Raw genomic sequence first — 20721 nt, forward strand, 5'->3', positions numbered from 1 at the left:
CAAAGATCTCAAGGTCAGGCCTCAGCGCCTTCCCTTCTTGCCCCTCGACGCCGTAGCGTCCGAGTGAGCCGCCCATCATACAGGGGTTTGCATTGCTGTCAACACCCTGCCGTGAACTTTTTTCTTCCGCTTCAGGCCGGAGCCGTTGGCAGGAGGGCCGCAAATAATACCGGGGTTTGGATTGCTGTCAACACCCGGTGCGCTTCGCTTTCCTCGTCCTTGCCGCGGCGGCGGGCCGTCATCGACAAGGGCGCGCATCTTGCACCAGTCGGGCGCGTTTTGGAAGCCTTGTTTTCGCCCCCTGAATGCGGCTATTGCGCGCGCATGCAGGACACCCCATCAGTACATCAGCCCGCCCGGCGCAGGCGCACGCGCGCGAAGTTGCGCTTCCCGACCGCCAGCACTCCCTCGAAACCGGGCGTGAACACGCGCGCCGCATCCTCGAACAACTCGCCATCGACGCGCACCGCACGCTCCTTGAGCTTGCGGTTGGCCTCGGAGTTGCTGGGCATCAGCCCGGCCGCCACCAGCAGCGCCGCGATACGCAGCCCCTCCGCCGGCACCGCCACCTCCTGCAGCGGGAGGGTCGACAGGTCGCCCTCGCCGCGCACGGCGGCATGCCAGCCGGCGATGGCCTGCTCGGCCTGGGCCGCGTCGTGGAAGCGCGCCGCCAGCTCGCGCGCCAGCCGCAGCTTGATGTCGCGTGGATTCAACCCGGCCGCCACCTCGGTGCGCAGCCGCGCCGCCTCGTCGATGCCGATCTCGAAGCTGAGCAGGTCGATCCACTTCCACATCAGCGCGTCGCCGATCTTCATCGTCTTGGTGACGATGTCGATGGCCGGCTCATTGATGCCGATGTAATTGCCGAGCGACTTCGACATCTTGTTGACGCCGTCCAGGCCCTCCAGCAGCGGCATCGTCAGCACGATCTGCGGGGGCTGCCCGTGGTGCTCCTGCAGACCGCGCCCCATCAGCAGGTTGAACTTCTGGTCGGTGCCGCCCAGCTCGACATCGGCCTTCAGCGCGACGGAGTCGTAGCCCTGCACCAGCGGATACAGGAATTCGTGGATGGCGATGGACTGCTGCGCGGCATAGCGCTTGGCGAAATCGTCGCGCTCCAGCATGCGCGCCACGGTGTGCTGGCCGGCCAGCCGGATCATGTCGGCGGCGCTCATCGCGCCGAACCACTCGCTGTTGAAGCGCACCTCGGTGCGCTCGCGGTCGAGCACCTTGAACACCTGGTCGGCGTAGGTCTGCGCGTTGGCCAGCACTTCCTCGCGGGTCAGCGGCTTGCGGGTGACGTTCTTGCCGGTCGGGTCGCCGATCATCCCGGTGAAGTCGCCGATCAGGAAAATGACCTGATGCCCAAGCTCCTGGAATTGCCGCATCTTGTTGAGCAGCACGGTGTGGCCCAGATGCAGGTCGGGAGCGGTGGGGTCGAAGCCGGCCTTGACCCGCAGCGGGCGGCCGGAAGCCAGCCGCGCCGCCAACTCTTCTTGCTTGAGGATTTCATCGCTGCCGCGGGCGAGCACACCCAGCGCGTGTTGCAGTTCGGACACAGGCATTCCTCGGCGAGCGCCCGGTGGCGCTACGTATTCAGGGTGAAGTTAAGGACACGTTAACCGAAAAATCGGAAATTACCAACAGATTCAACGGGTTGACGCACACCCATCATGTGTCTATGGTACCGCGTCGGTCAAAATGCCACACGCGGGGATCACCACATGGTGGACAGCAATCATGACGCCGTTCGGCGCGAGAACCTTGAACGCGCCCGGGTCAATGCGGATCGTCCCACCACCACGCCCCCGATCGCGGCCTTTCGTGGCCGCTGGACCCGCCGGCAATGGGCGCATGCCAGTGTCCTGACGTCGATGGGCGTGCTGTTGGCAGCCATCGTGCCCGGTTTCTCCAGCGTGCTGGACAACCATGCCAGCCCGCAGACGCAGCGGATGACACTGCAGCTCACCCTGCCCAGGCCGGGCCGGCTGGCCGGCAAGGTGACCGATGACAATTGGCAATCGGTCACCCTCAAGCCCGGGCAAACCCTGAGTGGGGTGTTCGAGGAACTGGGCATCCCCTACGACCAATTGGCGCGGGTGATGCAGCACCCGCGAATCAAGCCCACCCTGCGCAAGCTGCGTCCCGGCACGCAGCTGAGCTTCAACCTGCCGCGCGACGGCAGCGTGCGGGCGATGCGGCTGGAGCCGGGCCCGGGGATCGGCGAGGCGCCGATCGAACTGGAATTCAACGGCGACACCCTGCGCGAGCACGCGGTGCCGGTGGAAATCACCACCCGCACGGTGGTACTGACCGGCGAGGTAGGCAAGTCCCTGTTCGCATCGGCGCGGCAATTGGGCCTGGGCAGCGCCCAGCTCAACCAGCTGACCGACGAGATGTTCAAATACGACATCGACTTCGACTCCGACCTTTCCGAAGACGACCGTTTCAGCGTGGTGGTGGACCAGACCTGGAAGAACGGCCAATTGGTCAACACCGGCCCGGTGCAGGCCGCCGCCTTCACCGTGGATGGCAAGGTCAAGAGCGCCTTCCGCTTCCTGCGTGATGGCAAGCCCGAATACTTCACCCCCGATGGCCGCTCGCTCAAGCGTCCGTTCATCCGCATGCCGATCCCCTATGCGCGCATCACCTCCGGCTTCGGCATGCGTCGCCATCCGGTGCTGGGCCTGATGCGCGGCCACATGGGGATCGATTACGCGGCCGGCACCGGCACCCCGATCATGGCGGCGGGCGATGCGCGGGTGGAGTTCGTCGGCCGCAAGGGCGGCTACGGCAACGTGGTGATCCTCAACCACGGCGGCGGCAAGACCACCCTGTACGGGCACATGTCGCGCTTTGCCGGCATCCACGTCGGCCAGCGCGTGGCGCAAGGCACGGTGATCGGCTACGTGGGCGCGACCGGCCTCGCCACCGGCCCGCACCTGCACTACGAATTCCGCGTCAATGGCGCGCACATGAACCCGATGAAGATGACCTTGCCGCCGCCGCAGCCGCTGGCCGGCAGCGACCTGGTGGCGTTCAAGGGCGAAACCGCGCACGCACTGGAAAAGATCCGCGAGGTGGAAAACGTGGTGTTCCAGCTTGACGACGGCAGCCGCATCGCCAGCACCGCCAAGCCCGCACCGGCGACGCGGAAGAAGGGCTGAGCACCTGCGGCGATGCGATACTGCGGGGCATGAGCACCGCAGCCCCCCTCTATCTCGGCCTGATCTCCGGCACCAGCGTCGACGGCATCGATGCGGCGCTGGTGCGTTTCCATGGCGACGGCCCGCAGGCACGTCCGGAACTGGTCCATGGACAGGTACTCGCGTGGGAGCCGTCGTTGCGCGCGCAGCTGCTGGCATTGGGGCAGCATGCGCAGGCGCTGACACTGGACGCGGTGGGCACGCTGGATGTCCGCATCGGCCACGCCTTCGCCGCCGCCGCGACGACCACGCTGCGTGCCGCCGGGGTGCCGGTGCAAGCCGTGATGGCCATCGGTTCGCACGGCCAGACCTTGCGCCACCGTCCGCACGGGGATACGCCATTCACGCTGCAACTGGGGGATGCGCACGTGATCGCCGAGCGCATCGGCGTGCAGGTGGTGGCCGATTTCCGCCGTCGCGACGTCGCCGCCGGGGGCCACGGCGCACCACTGGTGCCGGCTTTCCACGCCGCCACCCTGCATGACCCCGGCGAAGACCGCGCGGTACTCAACCTCGGCGGCATCGCCAACGTGACCCTGCTGCCCGCGCGGGGCACCGTGCGTGGCTTCGATACCGGCCCGGCCAACGGATTGATGGATGCCTGGTGCCTGCGCCACCGCGCGCAGCCGTATGACGCCGGCGGCGCGTTTGCGGCAATCGGCCGGGTGGATGCGGCGCTGCTGGCGCGCCTGCTGGCGGAGCCGTGGTTTGCCGCGCCACCGCCGAAATCGACCGGACGCGACCAGTTCCATCTCGACTGGGTGGAAGCCGCACTGGCCGGCAACGAAACCCCCGCCGACGTGCAGGCCACCCTGCTGGCGCTGACTACCCACAGTGCGGCCACGGCCCTGCAAGCCACCCAGCCGCACACGCGGCGGGTGATCGTCTGCGGCGGCGGCGTGCACAACCCGGTGCTGATGGCCGCCCTCGCCGCGGCGCTACCGGACGCGGTGGTCGAATCCAGCGCCGCGCACGGGCTGGACCCGGATTACGTGGAAGCGATGGCCTTCGCGTGGCTGGCCCGCGAGCACCTGGCCGGGCGGCCTGGCAACCTGCCCGCCGTCACCGGCGCGGCAGGCCCGCGCGTGCTGGGTGCGCGTTATCCGGCCTGAGCGGACACGCGGCCATTCAATGGGCCAGCCCCGTAAACCATGTCGGCGCGCATGCCCCCATGCCCGATGCGCCTGCTCGGCCCTGTCACCATCCACAAGCCGCGTGTCGGGTGGGGATTGAACTCCCTATACTCCTGTCACTTTTTTGGATGAGCTCCCTTCATGGCACTGCGACTTTGGGCATTCGCGTTTTTTCTCTGCGCCTTTTCCGCAGCGAGCGCAAAACAGCCAGCGCTCCTCTCGACGCCCGCGTTGCAGGTCGACGCATCCTTCGCGATCCGGACGTACACGGACAAGGAAGCCACGGCCAACCACCTGATACGCCCACTGAACGCATCGAATTCCATCCTCTATGAGCAGCAGTTCGGCGGTGGCGGTGCTGCGGTCGGCGTGCTGCTCGGCCCCCTCGGTGTCGCGGCCAACATTGCGGCCATCAAGAAGCGGACGGACACCGAAGCCCGGGCGCTGTCCGGGAAAATCCCGATCGATCCGGTGGCGCTGCTCGCGCCGATGCTGCGGGAAGCGGGCTTGTCCCGGGCGGACGAAGGCGGCACCGGCACGCTCAACATCAAGCCGTACATGACGCTGGTGAGTGCGGGCGACGGGAACGTCTGGGTTGGCACCGGGATCGACGTGAGCGATAACGCGGCTCGCCCCTGGACGGGCAAGTATCTGTATCAACTTCCGTCGCGGTGGTCGCACAGCGAATTGGCGGCGGGCCTGTCAGCGGAGCGCCAGCAAGCACTCGAAGCGCAGGTGAGTGCGGGATTGCGCGAAGCGCTGCGGTTGTACGTCGATGATGCAAGTGGAAAATTGACGGGCACGGAGCGGGTGAACTTTGCCGCGCCGTTCTTTTCACCGCGGTTCAAGCTGCAATTCCTTGGGATGGTCCTGCCGACGGACGGCGACCGGAAGCTTTTCCGCACGACGTTCGGCATCGTTTCGTTCCCTGCGGATGCCGCCGAAGTCACCAAACGCCTGAACTAGCGGGGCGCGCAGCTCGGGAAAAACTCAGGGCGGAGTCAGCTTGACTCGACGACGTCTTCCTCGACGAACACCCGCTGCCGCAACGCTGGCGTGAGCCAGACATACAGCAGCGCGGCGGGGATCAGCGCCAGCACGGTGATGACGAAATACATGCCGTAGCCGGTGGCCATCACGATGCCTCCGGCGAAGAAACCGAGGATCTTGCCCGGCAGGTTCACCAGCGAACTGAGCAAGGCGTACTGGGTGGCGGTGTGCTCCTGATTCACCAGTGCCGACAGGAATGCCACGGTGGGCGGGCCCAGCATGCCCAGGGTGAAGTTTTCGGCGGAAATGACGGCGGTCAGCACCCACAGATCGCCCTTGTGCAGCATCAGCAGCAGGTACAGCAGATTGCAGCTGCCACACACCAGCATCATGATCCCGAGTGATTTCCATGCCCCCAGCCGGCTCACCAGCGCGCCGCCGCAGAACACGCCCAGGATGCCCACCCACACGCCCCACAGTTTTGTGATGGAACCAATTTGGGTTTTGGTGAAGCCCTGATCGACGTAGAACGGGCTCATGATGCCGCCCACCGTGGCCTGTTCCGGCACCTTGAACAACAGGATGTAGGCCAGCACCGCGAGCGCCAGCGCCACCCCGTAGCGACGGAAGAAATCGGCAAACGGGTCCACCACCGCGCTGACCATGGCATCACCCCAGGCGGGATGCGGCTTCCGCAATACCTGCGGCTCGCGCGCCAGCAGGTTGGCCACCAGCGGGATGCCCATCGCCGCCGCCATCACCGCATAGACCAGGCTCCACGCGATGTGGTCGGCCATGATCGCGGCGAACGCGCCGGCCACGATCAACCCGATGCGGTAACCCAGCGAATAGGTGGCCACCAGCGCGCCCTGCGCATCCACCGGCGCGATCTCGATGCGATAGGCATCCACCGCAATGTCCTGCGTCGCGCCGAAAAACGCCACCCCAAGCGTGGCCGCGATGAACAGGCCCAGTTGCGCGGGCGTCAGCGCCGCCATCAGCAGCAGGCAGGCGACGACGCCCAACTGCGCCGCCAGCAGCCAGCCACGCCGCCGCCCCAGCCGTTTGAAGCCGGGCAGTTGCCAATGATCCAGCAGCGGTGCCCACACGAATTTGAAGGCATACAGCATGCCGGCACTGGCGATCATGGTGATGTCCTTCAGCACGATGCCGACATCCTTCAACCAGAACGCCAGCGTGCCGGCCACCAGCAGGAACGGCAGGCCGGAGGAAAATCCGAAGAAGAACATCGTGCCCGCCGCGGGCTGCGCGAACGATGCCCAGACCGAGGGCTTGGTGGGCCTTGAGGCATTCACTCGGCGTACTCCACCAGCAGCGGCGCGTGGTCGGAAAACTTCGGCTCGGGGAAGATCTCGGCACCGCGGATGCCGGCGGCGAGCCCCGGCGTGCACAACTGGTAGTCGATGCGCCAGCCGACGTTGTTGGCGCGCGCGGCACCGCGCTGCGACCACCACGAGTACTCCACCGCATCCGGCTTGGCGACGCGGAAAGCGTCCTTCCAGCCGTTGGCAGGCGGCACGATCAGGCCGTCATGGCAGCCGTCGGCGATCATCCCGCTGAGCCAGGCACGCTCGTGCGGCAGGCACCCGGAATTCTTCTGGTTGCCGGTCCAGTTCTTGATGTCGTTGCGGGCGCGGACGATGTTCCAGTCGCCGCACAGGACATATTCCCGGCCGCTGGCCAGCCAGCCATCCAGGATGGGTTTGAGCCAGGCCATCACCTCTTCCTTGAAGCCCTGGCGCTCCTCGCCCGAGCTGCCGGACGGGATGTAGAAGCTGACCACCGACAAGTTGCCGAAGCGCGCCTCGATGTAGCGCCCCTCGTCGTCGAACGGCGCCCAGCCCAGCGCGGTGCGCACCTCGTCGGGCGCGCGCCGGCTGTAGATCGCCACGCCGCTGTAACCCTTCTTCTGCGCATCCTTGAACCACGCCTGGTAGCCGTCGGGCCGGAACACGGCGTCGGCGAGCTGGTGCTCCTGCGCCTTGGTTTCCTGCACGCACAGCACATCCACGTCGCGTGCGGCGAACCAGTCGAAGAAACCCTTGGAGGCGGCCGACCGCAGGCCGTTGGCGTTGAAGGTAAGGATGCGCATGCGGCAAGGATAGCCGTTCCATGCGGTAACCTTTGGCGCTGTCCAGCAACCGCCCGGTCTTGCCATGCCCGACCATCGCCAACGCTTCCTGCAACTTGCCCTGCGCGCCGATGCCTTGCGCTTCGGCGAGTTCACCCTGAAATCCGGCCGCCTCAGCCCGTATTTCTTCAATGCCGGGCAGTTCCATTCCGGCGCGGCGCTCGCCGGGCTGGCGGGCTGCTACGCCGATGCGGTGGACGCCACCGGGCTGGACTTCGACCTGCTGTTCGGGCCGGCCTACAAGGGCATCCCGCTGGCCACCGCACTGGCCTGCGAATACGCCCGCCGCGGCCGCGACCTGCCGCTGGCGTTCAACCGCAAGGAAGCCAAGGCGCATGGCGAAGGCGGCAGCCTGATCGGCGCGCCACTGGCCGGCCGCCGGGTGCTGATCGTGGACGACGTGATCACCGCCGGCACCGCGATCCGCGAGGCGTTGGCGATCATCCGCGAGGCTGGCGGCATTCCTGCCGGCATCGTGATTGCCCTCGACCGCCAGGAGCGCGTGCACGAGGACGCCACCGCATCGGCCGCACAAGCCGTGGCCGGCGAGCATGCCATCCCGGTGATCGCGGTGGCCGGATTGGGCGACCTGCTTGCGTTGGCCGACGCAAGCACCGGGCTTGCCGCCCATCGCGATGCCCTGCTCGCCTATCGCGCACGCTACGGAATCGCCTGATACGCTCACGCCTGCCACAGGGGGACGCCATGCCGCACCATCGCCAACTTGCCGCCGCCGTTGCCGCCATCGCCTTGACCGGCCTGGGCAGTGCCGGCGCGCAAACCAAGCCACCCACCGAGAAAAAAATCTATTGCTGGGATGAAGGCGGCCGCAAGGTGTGCGGCGATGCGCTGCCCGCTTCCGCCGCCGACAGCGCGCGCACCGAACTCAGCCTGAAAAGCGGGCTGGTGACGGGCCGGGTCGATCGCGCGCTGACCGCGGAAGAGCGCACTTCCGCCGCACAAGCGGCCGAGGCGGCGCGCCTGCAGGCCGAAGCCGATGCGATGCAGAAGCGCCGCGACCTGGCGATGGTGGAATCGTATCTGACCGAAAACGACTTGCGCCGCGCCTATGGCGAACGCACCTCGCTGCTGGATGAAACCCTCAAAGCCAGCCGGCTGGGGCTGGTCAACCTGCGGCTGAGCCTGCTCTCGCTGTTGCGCCAGGCCGGCGACCAGGAATTGGCGAATGCCCCGGTCACCAAGGCCATGACCAGCGCCATCCAGGAGCAACATGCCGAACTGCTGCGCCAGCAGCAGATCCTGCTGGCACAGGAGACCGACCGTGCCGAGCTGGAGCGTGAGCTGGCCGATTCGTTGCGCCGCTACCGGGAAATGAAGCAGGGCACGACGCCGGCATCCGCCACGCCCGCCCCGGCCAACGCCAAACCCGGCGCCGGCTGACCACCCGGGCCGCCGCCCCGCCCGGACCCGGCGGGGCTTGGCCGCGCCACTTCAGAACGGCAGCCGCAGCTCCGGCTCCAACCGCAGCAAATGCTCGCGGAACGCCTGCTGGATGCGCGCCATGGTGTTGCTGCTTTCGGCATCGAAGCGCATCACCAGGACCGGCGTGGTGTTGGACGCACGCACCAGCCCCCAGCCGTCCGGCCAGTCCACGCGCACCCCGTCGATGGTGGTCAGGCGCGCGCTCTCGAAGGTGGCGGTAAGGCGGAAACGCTCCACGAACTCGTGGGGGTCGACATCGTCGGGCATCTCCACCTTGATCTCCGGCGTGGAAATGCCGTCCGGCAACGCGTCGAACACGGCCTCGGGCAGTTCGCCGCTGGTGTCCAGGATTTCCAGCAGGCGCGCCGCCGCGTAGATGCCATCGTCGAAGCCGAACCAGCGTTCGGCGAAGAAGAAGTGGCCGCTCATCTCGCCGGCCAGCGCGGCATCCACTTCGCGCATCTTGCCCTTGATCAGTGAGTGCCCGGTCTTCCACATCAGCGGGCTGCCGCCATGGCGCAGGATGTGCACGGGCAGCCGGCCGGTGCACTTGACGTCGTACACGATCATCGCGCCCGGGTTGCGCTCCAGCACGTCGGCGGCGAACAGCATCAGCAGGCGGTCGGGGTAGATGTTCTTGCCTGCCTTGGTCACCACGCCCAGGCGGTCGCCATCGCCATCGAAGGCGATGCCGAGGTCGGCATCCAGCCGCTGCACCATCTGCACCAGCGCTTCGAGGTTGTGCGGCTCGCTGGGGTCGGGGTGGTGGTTGGGGAAGTTGCCGTCGATGTCGCAGAACAACGGGGTGACATCGGCACCGATGGCCTCCAGCACGCGCGGCCCAAGCACGCCGGCGACGCCGTTGCCGGCATCCACCACCACTTTCAACCGCTGGCCGATCTGGATGTCGCCGGCGATGCGCTGCACGTAGTCCTCGCCGATGTCGCGTTCGTCCAGCGTGCCGGGCACGTCGGCATCCAGCAGGCGATCCTCGGCGATGCGGGCGTGCAGCTCCTTGATGGCATCACCGGCCAGGGTCTCGCCGCCGACCACGATCTTGAAGCCGTTGTAATCCGGGGGGTTATGGCTGCCGGTGATGGCCACGCCGCAACCGGTGCGCAGGTGGTAGCAGCCGAAATACACCACTGGCGTGGGGACCATGCCGATGTCGATGACGTTGCGGCCGGCCTTGCGCAGGCCCTTGATCAGGCCTTCCGCCAGGTCCGGGCCGGACAAGCGGCCATCGCGGCCGACGACGATGCTGTCCAGGCCCTGCTCGGCCATCACCGAGCCGATCGACTGGCCGATCAATTCGGCCACCCCGGCATCCAGCGACATGCCGATCACGCCGCGGATGTCGTAGGCGCGGAAGATGCGATGGTCGATGACCACCGGCACACGCGCATCCTTCTTCGGCGCATCGTGCTCGCGCACCTGCACCTTCGGCACATCCTGCGTCGGCAGCGCTTGCTGCAGGTCCAGCAGGGTAGGCCCGGCCTCCACCTCGCCCACCCCGGCCAACGCCAGCAAGCGCGGCCGCAACACGAACCACAACCCGCCCGCGACCAGCAGCAGCACGACGCCCAGCGCAAGCGCCGCCAGACCACCCAGCCCGAACGGTGTCGGGGTGTCATCGGGGATGGCGGCGGCCACCCGCAGCTCGCTGTCGGGGATCCGGATGCCCAGGGCCTCGGCGGCAACCCCCAACGCCTTGTCGCCACGCTCGATCACGCTGCGCTGGCCTTGCCGCAGAGCCATGTAGGTGCCACCCGGCAACGCCGGGCTTTCCACGCCACTGGCCAGCCGGGTCAACGGCAATTCGACGTACACCAACTGCGCCGCGGCCGCCTTCACCGGCGCAGCCAATGCCAGCCGGTGCTCGCCACCGGATTGCACGATGCGCACGGCGGGTTTGCCGGTGGCGATCGCCTCTTCGCTCACCGCCAGCATGCCGAAGCCGCTGCGCGGCAATGCGGTGTAAAGCGCGTCGAGATCGGCCGGCCACAATTCCACCCGCTTGGCCTCGTCCCAGTCGCGGCGCACCGCTGCAATCGCGGCTGCGCGATCACCCGCCGCGATCGCCGCGACAAACGCATGCGATGCCATTTGCGTGCCGAGCTTCTGGCGCTGCTCGTTGAGTGAGCGCCGCACCACCACCACCGCATCGTCGCGGGCGAACTCCAGATTGTGCTGGCGGTTGTCGTCGCGCATCCCCAGCGCGCCCGTCACCAGGCACCACAGCCCCAGTGCCACCAGCAGCAGCACCAGCCACGGCAGCAGCCGCGCGGTTTGCAGGGGATCGAACTGCACGCCCTTGCCTTCGCCGCCGTCGTCGTGCTCCTTGTTGCCGCCCAATCCGAACACAGCCATGCACGCTCCCCTGTTCAACGCACGCCGGTATGGCCGAACCCGCCCTGGCCCCGCGCACTTTCCTCGAAAGTATCCACCACTTGCAGCACGGCGCGCACTACCGGCAACAGCACCAGTTGGGCGATGCGGTCACCGGGGGCCATGGTGAAGGCGACATCGCTGCGGTTCCAGACGCTGATCATCAGCGGCCCCTGGTAGTCGGCATCGATCAACCCGGTGCCGTTGCCCAGCACGATGCCGTGTTTGTGGCCCAGCCCGGAACGCGGCAGGATCACCGCGCACAGGCCCGGGTCGCCGACATGGATGGCCAGCCCCGACGGCACCAGTGCGGTGGCCCCGGGCAGCAGCTCCAGGGGAGCCTCCAGTGCCGCGCGCAGGTCCAGCCCGGCGCTGTGCGCGGTGGCGTAGTCCGGCAACGGCCATTGCCCGCCGAAGCGCGCATCCAGCACTTTCACCTGCAAGACATGCGCATTCACGCCAGCCGCTCCTTGATCAAATCCAGCAACAGGCCCGCCAATTCGCACTTGGGGGCCGGGCCCAGCGCGCGCTCACCCGCGGCGTCGATCACCAGCAGGGCGTTGTCGTCGCTTTCGAACCCGCAACCGGCCACGCCCACGCGGTTGGCGCAGATCATGTCCAGCCGCTTGCGCTCCAGCTTGCCGCGCGCGTAACCGGCCACGTTGTCGGTTTCCGCCGCGAACCCCACCACCAGCCGCGGGCGTCGTGCATGGGTGGCCACGTCGGCCAGGATGTCGCGGGTCTGCACCAGCTCCAGCACCAGCGTGTCCTGCCCCGGCTGTTTCTTGATCTTGCCCGGTGAACAGGCGCGCGGGGTGAAATCGGCCACCGCCGCCGCACCGATGTAGACATCGCAAGGCAGCGCCGCCAGCACCGCCGCATGCATCTGCGCCGCGCTGCGCACGTTCATGCGCGCAACGCCGGCGGGGGTCTCCAGATGCACCGGGCCGGCCACCAGCACCACGTCGGCACCACGCGCGGCGGCTTCGGCGGCGATCGCGAAGCCCATCTTGCCGCTGCTGCGGTTGCCCAGGAAACGGGCCGGATCGATGTCCTCATAGGTCGGCCCGGCGCTGACCACGACGCGCATCCCCGCCAGCACCGCACTCATGCCATTGTCTCCAGCGCCATCACGATTTGCGCGGGTTCGGCCATCCGCCCGGGGCCGGACTCCCCTTCCGCCAGCGGGCCGTCGTCGGGGCCGGCCATGCGCACGCCGCGCGCCAGCAACGTGGCGATGTTCGCCTGCGTGGCCGGATGCTTCCACATGACGTGATTCATGGCCGGGGCCACCAGCAAGGGGGCCGTGGTGGCCAGGCACAGGGTGCTGACCAGATCGTCGGCCAGCCCGTGCGCCAGCTTCGCCAAGGTATTGGCGGTGGCCGGCGCGACCACCACCTGTTGCGCCCAGCGCGCCAGTTCCAGATGCCCCATCGCCGCTTCGGCCTGCGTGTCCCACAGGCTGGTACGCACCGGCCGATGCGACAAGGCCTGGAAGGTTTGCGCGCCCACGAAGCGCTGCGCGGCCTCGGTCATCGCCACCTGCACCTCGGCACCGGCATCGCGCAGCCGGCGCACCAATTCGGCGGATTTGTACGCGGCAATGCCGCCGCACACGCACAGCAGCACGCGGTAGCCGGCATTCGGAAATCTCGTCGCCTGCATCGGGCCGTTCCCTGACCTTGTTCCAAAGCGGCAGCTTACCCGATGCCGGGGCGTTCCCCGCTGCCGGAGACACCCGCGCCGCGACATCCTGCCCGCATGCACATCCGTGACTGGCCCGAAACCGAACGCCCCCGCGAAAAGCTGCTGGCCCGTGGCCCCGGCAGCCTGTCCGATGCCGAGCTGCTGGCCCTGTTCCTGGGTTCGGGTACCGCCGGCCAGGATGCGGTGGCCAGCGCCCGCACCCTGCTATCGCAACAGGAAGGGCTGCGCCGGCTGCTGGATCGCGACACCCGCGCCCTGACCCGCCTGCGCGGCATCGGCCCGGCCCGCGCCTGCCTGCTCAGCGCCGCGCTGGAACTGGGCACCCGGCACCTGGCCGCGCAACTGGAACGCGGTGAACCCCTGGGTGAGCCCGGCGCGGCCGGCCGCTACTTCGCCCAGCGCCTGCGCAAGCTGGGGCATGAAGTGTTCGCGGTGCTGTACCTGGATACCCGCCACCGCGCACTGGCGTTCGAGGAACTGTTCCACGGTGGCATCGACGGGGCCGAAGTGCACCCGCGCATCCTGGTGCAACGCGCACTGGCGCACGGCGCGGCGGCGGCGATCATCGGCCACAACCACCCCAGCGGCAACCCCGACCCCAGCGCCGCCGACCGCGCCGTCACCCACCGCATCAAGCAGGCACTGGCGCTGGTGGACGTGCGCCTGCTGGACCACTTCGTGATCGGCGATGGCCCGCCCACGTCGATGGCGCAGCGGGGCATGCTGTGAGGCCGCCTCGCGTACAATGGCCGGTCGTTGAATTGCCGCATCGCAGACCCCGTGAAAACCCAGCTCCGTGCCTTGATCTCCGAACTGATTGAAGGCGGCCTGACCGCCCTGCGCGACGCAGGCACCCTGCCCGCCGACCTGCCCACGCCCGAGTTCGTGATCGAGCGACCGAAGGAGCGCGCGCACGGCGACTTTTCCACCAACGTGGCGATGCTGCTGGCCAAGGCCGCGCGCAGCAACCCGCGCGCGCTGGCGCAACAACTGGTCGATGCGTTGCCCGCCTCCGATGCGATCGCCAGGGTCGAGATCGCCGGCCCCGGCTTCATCAACTTCCACCTGACCCCGGCGGCCTGGCAGCAGCAGGTCCGCGACATCCACGCCGCCGGCGCCGCGTTCGGCCGCAATGCCAGCGGCGGCGGCAAGACCGTCGGCGTGGAATACGTGTCCGCCAACCCGACCGGCCCGCTGCACGTGGGCCACGGCCGCGCCGGCGTGATCGGCGACTGCATCGCCCGGGTGATGGCCGCCAACGGCTGGGACGTGAAGCGCGAGTTCTACTACAACGACGCCGGCGTGCAGATCAACAATCTCGCCATCTCCACCCAGGTGCGCGCCAAGGGCTTCAAGCCCGGCGATGCGCAGTGGCCGGCCGACGCCTACAACGGCGACTACATCATGGATGTCGCCGCCGCCTACCTGCGCGGCGACAGCGTGGAAGTGGACGGCCACATCGTCACCGGCAAGCCCGACGCCGACGACCTCGACGCCATCCGCGCCTTCGCGGTGGCCTACCTGCGCCGCGAGCAAAACGCGGATCTGGCCGCGTTCGGCGTGTCGTTCGACCGCTATTTCCTCGAATCCTCGCTGTACACCGACGGCAAGGTCGAGGAGACCGTGCGCGAACTCATCGCCAAGGGCCACACCTACGAGGAAGGCGGCGCGCTGTGGCTGCGCAGCACCGATTTTGGTGACGACAAAGACCGCGTGATGCGCAAATCCGACGGCACGTACACCTATTTTGTGCCGGACGTGGCCTACCACTTATCCAAATGGCAGCGCGGCTACCAGCGCGCGATCACCGAGCTGGGCGCCGACCACCACGGCTCGCTGGCGCGGGTGAAGGCTGGCCTGCAGGCGCTGGATTGCGGCATCCCGGCGGGCTACCCCGATTATGTGCTGCACCAGATGGTGACGGTGATGCGTGGCGGCGAAGAAGTGAAGCTGTCCAAGCGCGCCGGCAGTTATTTGACCTTGCGCGATCTCATCGAAGAAACCAGCGCCGATGCGGTGCGTTGGTTTTTGATCGCGCGCAAGCCCGATTCGCAACTGACCTTCGACATCGACCTGGCGCGCTCGCAGAGCAACGACAACCCGGTCTACTACGTGCAGTACGCGCACGCCCGCGTCTGCAGTCTGCTGCGTCAGGCCGGCGAAAAGGGCTACGCGTACGACGCGGCAAATGGCGCCGCCTCGCTGCAGGTGCTGGACGATGCGCCGGCGCAGGAACTGCTGCGCGAGCTGTCGCGCTTCCCGGACGTGGTGGAGGCCGCCGGTGCCACGCTGGAGCCGCACCTGGTCGCGCAGTACCTGCGCGAGCTGGCCAACGCCTTCCACGGCTGGTATCACGCCAGCCCGGTACTGGTGGAGAACGCCGCCCTGCGCGATGCGCGCCTGACGCTGGCGCTGGCCACCCGCCAGGTGCTGGCCAACGGCCTGGACCTGCTGGGCGTGTCCGCCCCGGAGAGCATGTGATGGCGGCACGACGCGGAAAATCACAGGCCCGGCGCAACAGCTCCGGGAAGATGCCAGGCTGGGCGTGGCTGGCCATCGGCGTGGCACTGACGTTGGCGGCGGTCCTGCTGGTGCCGCGCATCCTGCCCACCCATGGCGGCGACGGCTTCTTCCGCCCCAAACCCAATCCCGACGCCTTGCCACCTGTGGTCAGCGACACCGGCGATGTCATCGCCCCGGATGCCGCCCCGGCCGGCAAGCCCGAATCGGACAAGCCCAAGCCCACCCAGTACGACTTCTACACCCTGCTTCCCGGTGAGGGCGTGCAGATGAGCGACGCCGAGCTGGCGGCCAGCGCCAAGGCGGAAGCCGAAGCTCAGGCGCGCGCACAGAAGTTGGCCACCGCCGCAACGGCCTTGCCCACGCCCGTCACCGACGCCGGCGCGACGCCGGCCCCCGCCAAGGCCGACACCGCCAAAGCCGATGCCGGCAAGCCGGAGGCCGGCAGCAAGGCACTGGCCACCGAAACACCTGCGGTGGGCGATGCCCACTACATCCTGCAAGCCGGTGCCTTCGGAGCCTCCGGCGATGCCGAAGCGGTGAAGGCGAAAATCGCGATGCTGGGCCTGTCGGCACGGGTGGAGTCGGCACAGATCGGCGACAAGACCGTGTACCGCGTGCGCATGGGCCCTTACGGCAGCGCGTCCGAACTGGCCGACGCCAAAGCCAAGCTCGGCGGCGGCGGACTGTCCGCCATTGCGGTGAAAACCCACTGACCGCACCCTGCGGCCGTCACCCGCACAGGGTGAGAAGTGTCACTCCCGCAGCAATGCCGGCGCATCTAGGCTGTACCCGTCCTCATTGATGGGCCAACGGCCATGCATGCAACGCAAGTGCTTTACACCACGCTCGTCGCCCTCTGGGCCGGCAGCGAAATCTGGCTGGGCCTGCGCAAACATGCCGGTACCGGCGCGCGTGACGGTGGCACCCTGCGCCTGTTGCTGGTCACCATCTATGCGTCCATTTTCCTGGCCGTGTGGCTGTCCCACGCGCATCTGCTGCCGTTCCCGGCCCCCCTGCACGCCCCGCTGTTCCATGCCGGCCTGGGCTTGATGGCAGGCGGCCTGGTGTTCCGCTGGTGGGCCATCCATGTGCTGGGGCGCTATTTCACCGTCAACGTCGCCATTGCCGACGACCACCGCATCGTCCGTGCCGGCCCCTACCGCTGGCTGCGCCATCCGTCCTACACCGGCGCACTGGCCACGTTCCTCGGCTTCGGCCTGTGCCAGGGCGACATGCTTTCGCTGCTGGTCGTCGGCATGCCGGTGACCTGCGTGTTCCTGTGGCGCATCCGGGTCGAAGAGCAGGTGTTGGCCACGGCGTTTCCGGTCGACTATCCGGCGTACGCACGGCAAACCCGTCGCCTGTTGCCCGGCATCTGGTAATCACGCCGCAGCGCTGCACGCCTTAGAATGCGGTGATGAAAACCACGCCCCGCACCGCCCTCGTCACCGGCGCCACCGCCGGCTTCGGCCGCGCCGCCGCGCGCCGCTTCATCGCCGCCGGCTGGCAGGTCATCGCCACCGGCCGCCGCGCCGACCGCCTCGACGCCCTGCGCGCCGAACTCGGCGAGGCCCTGCACCCCGCCTGCTTCGACATCCGCGACGAGGCCGCCCTGCGCGCTGCGCTGGATTCGCTGCCGGAACGCTTCCGCGGGATCGACCTGCTGGTCAACAACGCGGGGCTGGCGCAGGGCACCAAGCCCGCGCAGGAGGCGCTGCTGTCCGACTGGAAGACCATGATCGACACCAACGTCACTGCACTGGTGACGCTGACCCACGCCCTGCTGCCCACGCTCATTGCGCGCAAGGGCGCCATCATCAACATCAGCTCCACCGCGGCCACCTACCCCTACACCGGCGGCAATGCCTACGGCGGCACCAAGGCCTTCGTCAGCCAGTTCTCGCTGGGCCTGCGCGCCGACCTGCACGGCACCGGCGTGCGCGTGACCAGCATCGAGCCGGGCATGGCCGAAACCGAGTTCACCGTGGTCCGCACCCACGGCGACCAGGCCGCCTCCGACAAACTCTACGGCGGCGCCCACCCGATGACCGCCGAGGACATCGCCGAGACGATCTTCTGGGTCGCCAACCAGCCACCACACCTCAACATCAACCGGATCGAGCTGATGCCGACCTCGCAGTCGTTCGCCGGCTTCCAGGTGCATCGCCAGGCCTGACGCCCGGGGCCGGGTGAAGCAGGCACCCGATCAGGTCGCTGCGGCCGGGACCGCCGCGGAGGCCCGCAGGGCGCGACCGCGCAGCCGAAGGAACGGGCGCTCCACCGCGTAGTGCAGCAGTGCCGCCGCTGCCAGCGACGCCGCGCCATAGGCCAGCCACGCCACGATGCCGCGCCCGTCCAGCCATTGCCCCCAGTGCGCCTGCACCACGGCGTAGATCGGCTTGTGGACAAGGTAGAGACTGTACGAAATCGCAGCGATCCAGCCCGTACCCGGCAATGCTCGCGCGCCCAGCACGCCATGCGGCTGCGCACCGGCGAACACCAGCAGGGCCAGCCCCAGCGACAGCACCGGCCAGCCGATGCTGTTACCCAGCAGGCCGACGCGGTCGCGGAACAGCCAGAAGGCCAGCGCCATCATCGCCACGCCGGCCAGCGCGAACCCGTTGGCGTGGTTCGCGGCGCGGGCCCACGATGCGGGCCGGTAGGCCTGCCACGCCGCCAGCATCACCCCCAGCAGCAGGCCATCGAGCCGGTTCCAGGTCGGGTAGTAAATATCCTCGACGAACCACGGGCGCTGCGGCTGGATGGCGTCATCGTGCAGCCAGATCCCGCTGCGCAGCGCGATGCCGACCAGCAGCACGGCCACGCACACGGCCCAGAATTTCGCCGGCGACGGCCTGCGCGCCAGCAGCAGCGCCAGCGCCGGGAACAGCAGGTAGAAGTGCTCCTCCACGCACAGCGACCACGCATGCGAGAACGCGGCGTTGGCGGCGTAGTCGATGTCGAGATTCACCACGAACAGCGCGAACTTCCACCACGGCTCCATCCCAGGCGCCTCGCGGAAACCCGGCCACAGCAGATAGACCGCCAGCACCGCCCCGAACGCGGGCAGGATGCGGAACGCACGCTTGAGGTAGAACACGCGCAGCGACGGCACCGTGCCCCGCGCCAGCGGCCGCAGCAGCTGGCCGCCGATCAGGTAGCCGCTGAGCACGAAAAACAGGTCCACGCCCATCCAGCCGTAGCGCTCCAGCCACGCCCAGTCCGGCCCCAGCCCGCCGACGAGGAAGCCGTGGAACTGCATCGTCCACAGCACCGCGATGGCGCGCAGCAGGTCCAGGCCCGGCAGGTGCCGCGCGGAATCATGGAGTGCGTTCATGTGGTTCCCGAGCCCGCCCGACGCAGCCGCGCCAGCAGGGCTTCCATGTAGGTGCGGCTGGCACGCACCGGCGTGCCGTTGCGCAGGCGCAGCAGGGCATCGCGGTTCGCCAGCGGCTGCAGTTCGTCGATCATCGCCACCCGCACCAGCGCCGAGCGGTGCACGCGCATAAACGCCTGCGGGTCGAGGCGCTCCGCCAGCCGGTGCAGCGGCTCGCGCAGCAGGTGCGAACGCGCGCCGACGTGCAGGCGGGCGTAATCGCCGTCGGCTTCGATCCAGTCGACCTGCTCCGCATCGACATGGCGGATCCGGTTGCCGATACGGATCTCGATGCGACCGTCGGCGGTGGCTTCGTCGGCTTGCACCGGCAGGGTTCCGGCACGCAGCGCCAGCTGCTCGCGGGCGCGGTCGAGGGCCTCCGCGAAGCGCACGTCGTCGATGGGCTTGAGCAGGTAGTCGATGGCGCGCAGTTCGAACGCACGCACCGCGAAGCCGTCATGCGCGGTCAGCAGGATCGACAGCGGCCGCTGCGCCGGCGGCAACTGCGCCAGCACGTCCAGGCCGGACAGCCCGGGCATGCGCACGTCGACGAAGGCCAGGTCGACCGGCACCGTGCGCAGGCCGTCGAGCGCGCCCTGCCCGTCGGCATACTCGGCGGCCACGCGCACGTCGGCATGCGCCTGCAGCCGCGCACGCACGCCGGCGCGCGCCAGCGGCTCGTCGTCGAGAATGGCGATGCGGATCAAGGCGCCGCCCCCCGCAACCGCTGGCCATCGCGTTCGCGCCAGGGCAGGTCCAGCGCGACCCGGAAGCCGTCGCCGCCCGCACCCGCCGAGAACGCATGGTCGTCCGGGTACAGCGCCTGCAGGCGCTCGCGCAGGTTGCGCAGGCCGATCCCGTCGCTGTCGCCGGCATCGGGATCGCGCGCACCCTCCTCCCCGGACACATCGTTGTTCACCTCCAGGCGCAGGCGGTCGCCCTCCCGCACGGCGGTGATGTCCAACCGGCCCGCACCCGCGCCGGGTGCGATGCCGTGGCGGATCGCATTCTCGAGCAGCGGCTGCAGCAGCAGCCGCGGCACCCGCGCCTGCAGCACGTCCGGCCCGACCTGCCAGCGCAGCCGCAGGCGATCGCCCAGCCGCACGCGCTCGATGTCCAGGTAATCCTCGGCGGCGGCGATTTCCTCGCCCAGTGGCACCTCGTGGGCCTGCGGTGCGGCCAGGGTGCCGCGCAGGAAATCGCCCAGCCGCGCGATCATCGCCTGCGCCTCGGCATTGCGCTGCTCCGCCACCAGCGCCGACACCGCATTGAGCGTGTTGAACAGGAAATGCGGCTGCAGCTGGTAGCGCAGCGCGCGCAGCTCGGCGTCGCGCATCGCCGCGCGCGCCGCCAGGTGCTGCGCCTGCTCCCGGCGCAGGCGATAGGCATAGGCCAGCACCGCGTGCGATGCGCCCGCGGCCAGCAGCGCCAGCCAGCAGGACTCCAGCCCACCCAGCAGCGACGCCCAGTCCAGCGCGGGATCGCGCGTCCAGCCCATCGCGATGGCCAGCCACTGGCCCGCCAGGTTGTTGGCCACCGCCATCGCATAGGTCACGGCGAACACGAAGCCCAGCAGCCACCACCACGCCCGCCCGCGCCGCCACAGCGCCCGCTGCAGCGCCGCCAGCGGGATGCTCCACAGCAGGCACAAGCCCAGGTACAGGCCTTTGAAGGCCGCCGCGTGGCCGTGCCCGAGATCGGGGATCACCATCAACGCCAGCGAAGCGATGGCGGGCAATCCGGCCAGCAGCGCCAGCCAGAACGGCGGCTGCGCGGCGATGTGCGTTCGCGCTTGCGTCATCG

Annotated in this window: 18 protein-coding genes and 1 pseudogene; 10 read left to right on the forward strand and 9 right to left on the reverse strand. The window is 68.6% G+C overall.

Features of this window, described 5'->3' with window-relative positions; all coding sequences use genetic code 11:
* Positions 1–347 precede the first annotated feature (347 nt).
* Positions 348–1559, reverse strand: a complete 1212-nt coding sequence (gene tyrS, locus ACE3OK_RS10520; protein ID WP_374249497.1) for a tyrosine--tRNA ligase — start codon at positions 1557–1559, stop codon at positions 348–350.
* A 165-nt stretch (positions 1560–1724) separates the two neighbouring features.
* On the opposite strand from tyrS, the gene ACE3OK_RS10525 reads away from it, so the two are divergent.
* The 3 genes from ACE3OK_RS10525 to ACE3OK_RS10535 all read left to right on the forward strand — a co-directional run bounded on the left by ACE3OK_RS10525 (position 1725) and on the right by ACE3OK_RS10535 (position 5305).
* Complete coding sequence (locus ACE3OK_RS10525; RefSeq protein WP_374249498.1) at positions 1725–3167, forward strand: M23 family metallopeptidase; 1443 nt, start codon at positions 1725–1727, stop codon at positions 3165–3167.
* A gap of 29 nt (positions 3168–3196) precedes the next feature.
* Complete coding sequence (locus ACE3OK_RS10530; protein ID WP_374249499.1) at positions 3197–4318, forward strand: anhydro-N-acetylmuramic acid kinase; 1122 nt, start codon at positions 3197–3199, stop codon at positions 4316–4318.
* Positions 4319–4480: 162 nt separating this feature from the next.
* Positions 4481–5305, forward strand: coding sequence for a hypothetical protein (locus ACE3OK_RS10535; protein ID WP_374249500.1), 825 nt, complete (start codon positions 4481–4483; stop codon positions 5303–5305).
* Between the two features lie 35 nt (positions 5306–5340).
* On the opposite strand, the gene ACE3OK_RS10540 is transcribed toward ACE3OK_RS10535, so the two are convergent.
* Together ACE3OK_RS10540 and ACE3OK_RS10545 are read right to left on the reverse strand one after the other, a co-directional pair.
* A complete protein-coding gene (locus ACE3OK_RS10540; RefSeq protein WP_374249501.1) occupies positions 5341–6645 on the reverse strand; it encodes an MFS transporter in 1305 nt (434 codons plus the stop codon).
* Positions 6642–7442, reverse strand: a complete 801-nt coding sequence (locus tag ACE3OK_RS10545) for an exodeoxyribonuclease III (protein ID WP_374249502.1) — start codon at positions 7440–7442, stop codon at positions 6642–6644. The genes ACE3OK_RS10540 and ACE3OK_RS10545 overlap by 4 nt, the downstream gene beginning before the upstream one ends.
* Before the next feature lie 64 nt (positions 7443–7506).
* Between ACE3OK_RS10545 and pyrE the strand changes: the two genes are divergently transcribed.
* Positions 7507–8157, forward strand: coding sequence for an orotate phosphoribosyltransferase (gene pyrE, locus ACE3OK_RS10550; RefSeq protein ID WP_374249503.1), 651 nt, complete (start codon positions 7507–7509; stop codon positions 8155–8157).
* A 29-nt stretch (positions 8158–8186) separates the two neighbouring features.
* Positions 8187–8882: a hypothetical protein gene (locus ACE3OK_RS10555; RefSeq protein WP_374249504.1), complete on the forward strand. Its 696-nt coding sequence runs from the start codon at positions 8187–8189 to the stop codon at positions 8880–8882.
* Positions 8883–8933: 51 nt separating this feature from the next.
* Here the strand turns inward: ACE3OK_RS10555 and ACE3OK_RS10560 are convergent, their stop codons facing one another.
* The 3 genes and pseudogenes from ACE3OK_RS10560 to coaBC form a co-directional block, all read right to left on the reverse strand.
* A complete protein-coding gene (locus tag ACE3OK_RS10560) occupies positions 8934–11294 on the reverse strand; it encodes a phosphomannomutase/phosphoglucomutase (RefSeq protein ID WP_374249505.1) in 2361 nt (786 codons plus the stop codon).
* 14 nt (positions 11295–11308) lie between these two features.
* Positions 11309–11770, reverse strand: coding sequence for a dUTP diphosphatase (dut, locus tag ACE3OK_RS10565; RefSeq protein WP_374249506.1), 462 nt, complete (start codon positions 11768–11770; stop codon positions 11309–11311).
* Positions 11767–12977, reverse strand: a pseudogene (gene coaBC, locus ACE3OK_RS10570) (bifunctional phosphopantothenoylcysteine decarboxylase/phosphopantothenate--cysteine ligase CoaBC). Before coaBC ends, dut begins: the two are co-directional and overlap by 4 nt.
* A 96-nt stretch (positions 12978–13073) precedes the next feature.
* Here coaBC and radC point away from each other — a divergent pair.
* The 5 genes from radC to ACE3OK_RS10595 all read left to right on the forward strand — a co-directional run bounded on the left by radC (position 13074) and on the right by ACE3OK_RS10595 (position 17718).
* Positions 13074–13748, forward strand: a complete 675-nt coding sequence (radC, locus tag ACE3OK_RS10575) for a DNA repair protein RadC (RefSeq protein ID WP_374249507.1) — start codon at positions 13074–13076, stop codon at positions 13746–13748.
* A gap of 51 nt (positions 13749–13799) precedes the next feature.
* A complete protein-coding gene (gene argS, locus ACE3OK_RS10580; RefSeq protein WP_374249508.1) occupies positions 13800–15500 on the forward strand; it encodes an arginine--tRNA ligase in 1701 nt (566 codons plus the stop codon).
* The gene (locus tag ACE3OK_RS10585; protein WP_374249509.1) at positions 15500–16255 is read left to right on the forward strand and encodes an SPOR domain-containing protein; all 756 of its coding nucleotides are present in this window, start codon (positions 15500–15502) and stop codon (positions 16253–16255) included. Before argS ends, ACE3OK_RS10585 begins: the two co-directional genes overlap by 1 nt.
* A gap of 102 nt (positions 16256–16357) precedes the next feature.
* The gene (locus ACE3OK_RS10590; protein WP_374249510.1) at positions 16358–16924 is read left to right on the forward strand and encodes an isoprenylcysteine carboxylmethyltransferase family protein; all 567 of its coding nucleotides are present in this window, start codon (positions 16358–16360) and stop codon (positions 16922–16924) included.
* Between the two features lie 35 nt (positions 16925–16959).
* Positions 16960–17718 carry an SDR family NAD(P)-dependent oxidoreductase gene (locus ACE3OK_RS10595; protein ID WP_374249511.1) on the forward strand — a complete coding sequence of 253 codons (759 nt, stop codon included), beginning with the start codon at positions 16960–16962 and terminating at the stop codon, positions 17716–17718.
* A 30-nt stretch (positions 17719–17748) separates the two neighbouring features.
* On the opposite strand, the gene ACE3OK_RS10600 is transcribed toward ACE3OK_RS10595, so the two are convergent.
* Genes ACE3OK_RS10600 through ACE3OK_RS10610 form a run of 3 tightly spaced genes read right to left on the reverse strand, consistent with a single transcriptional unit; the run spans position 17749 to position 20719 of the window.
* A complete protein-coding gene (locus ACE3OK_RS10600; RefSeq protein WP_374249512.1) occupies positions 17749–18879 on the reverse strand; it encodes an acyltransferase family protein in 1131 nt (376 codons plus the stop codon).
* Positions 18876–19625 (reverse strand): LytR/AlgR family response regulator transcription factor, encoded by a 750-nt coding sequence (locus tag ACE3OK_RS10605; protein WP_374249513.1) that lies wholly within the window; start codon positions 19623–19625, stop codon positions 18876–18878. Before ACE3OK_RS10605 ends, ACE3OK_RS10600 begins: the two co-directional genes overlap by 4 nt.
* Positions 19622–20719, reverse strand: coding sequence for a sensor histidine kinase (locus tag ACE3OK_RS10610; protein WP_374249514.1), 1098 nt, complete (start codon positions 20717–20719; stop codon positions 19622–19624). Before ACE3OK_RS10610 ends, ACE3OK_RS10605 begins: the two co-directional genes overlap by 4 nt.
* Positions 20720–20721 lie beyond the last annotated feature (2 nt).

Source organism: Thermomonas sp. (assembly GCF_041905325.1).
Lineage (GTDB): Bacteria > Pseudomonadota > Gammaproteobacteria > Xanthomonadales > Xanthomonadaceae > Thermomonas.

Coding starts and splice junctions, on each gene's coding strand:
- ACE3OK_RS10530 (WP_374249499.1), top strand. CDS start 3,197: ATGAGCACCGCAGCCCCCCTCTATCTCGGCCTGATCTCCGGCACCAGC.
- ACE3OK_RS10600 (WP_374249512.1), bottom strand. CDS start 18,879: ATGAACGCACTCCATGATTCCGCGCGGCACCTGCCGGGCCTGGACCTG.
- ACE3OK_RS10595 (WP_374249511.1), top strand. CDS start 16,960: ATGAAAACCACGCCCCGCACCGCCCTCGTCACCGGCGCCACCGCCGGC.
- ACE3OK_RS10610 (WP_374249514.1), bottom strand. CDS start 20,719: ATGACGCAAGCGCGAACGCACATCGCCGCGCAGCCGCCGTTCTGGCTG.
- ACE3OK_RS10585 (WP_374249509.1), top strand. CDS start 15,500: ATGGCGGCACGACGCGGAAAATCACAGGCCCGGCGCAACAGCTCCGGG.
- ACE3OK_RS10535 (WP_374249500.1), top strand. CDS start 4,481: ATGGCACTGCGACTTTGGGCATTCGCGTTTTTTCTCTGCGCCTTTTCC.
- radC (WP_374249507.1), top strand. CDS start 13,074: ATGCACATCCGTGACTGGCCCGAAACCGAACGCCCCCGCGAAAAGCTG.
- pyrE (WP_374249503.1), top strand. CDS start 7,507: ATGCCCGACCATCGCCAACGCTTCCTGCAACTTGCCCTGCGCGCCGAT.
- ACE3OK_RS10590 (WP_374249510.1), top strand. CDS start 16,358: ATGCATGCAACGCAAGTGCTTTACACCACGCTCGTCGCCCTCTGGGCC.
- ACE3OK_RS10545 (WP_374249502.1), bottom strand. CDS start 7,442: ATGCGCATCCTTACCTTCAACGCCAACGGCCTGCGGTCGGCCGCCTCC.
- ACE3OK_RS10525 (WP_374249498.1), top strand. CDS start 1,725: ATGGTGGACAGCAATCATGACGCCGTTCGGCGCGAGAACCTTGAACGC.
- ACE3OK_RS10555 (WP_374249504.1), top strand. CDS start 8,187: ATGCCGCACCATCGCCAACTTGCCGCCGCCGTTGCCGCCATCGCCTTG.
- ACE3OK_RS10560 (WP_374249505.1), bottom strand. CDS start 11,294: ATGGCTGTGTTCGGATTGGGCGGCAACAAGGAGCACGACGACGGCGGC.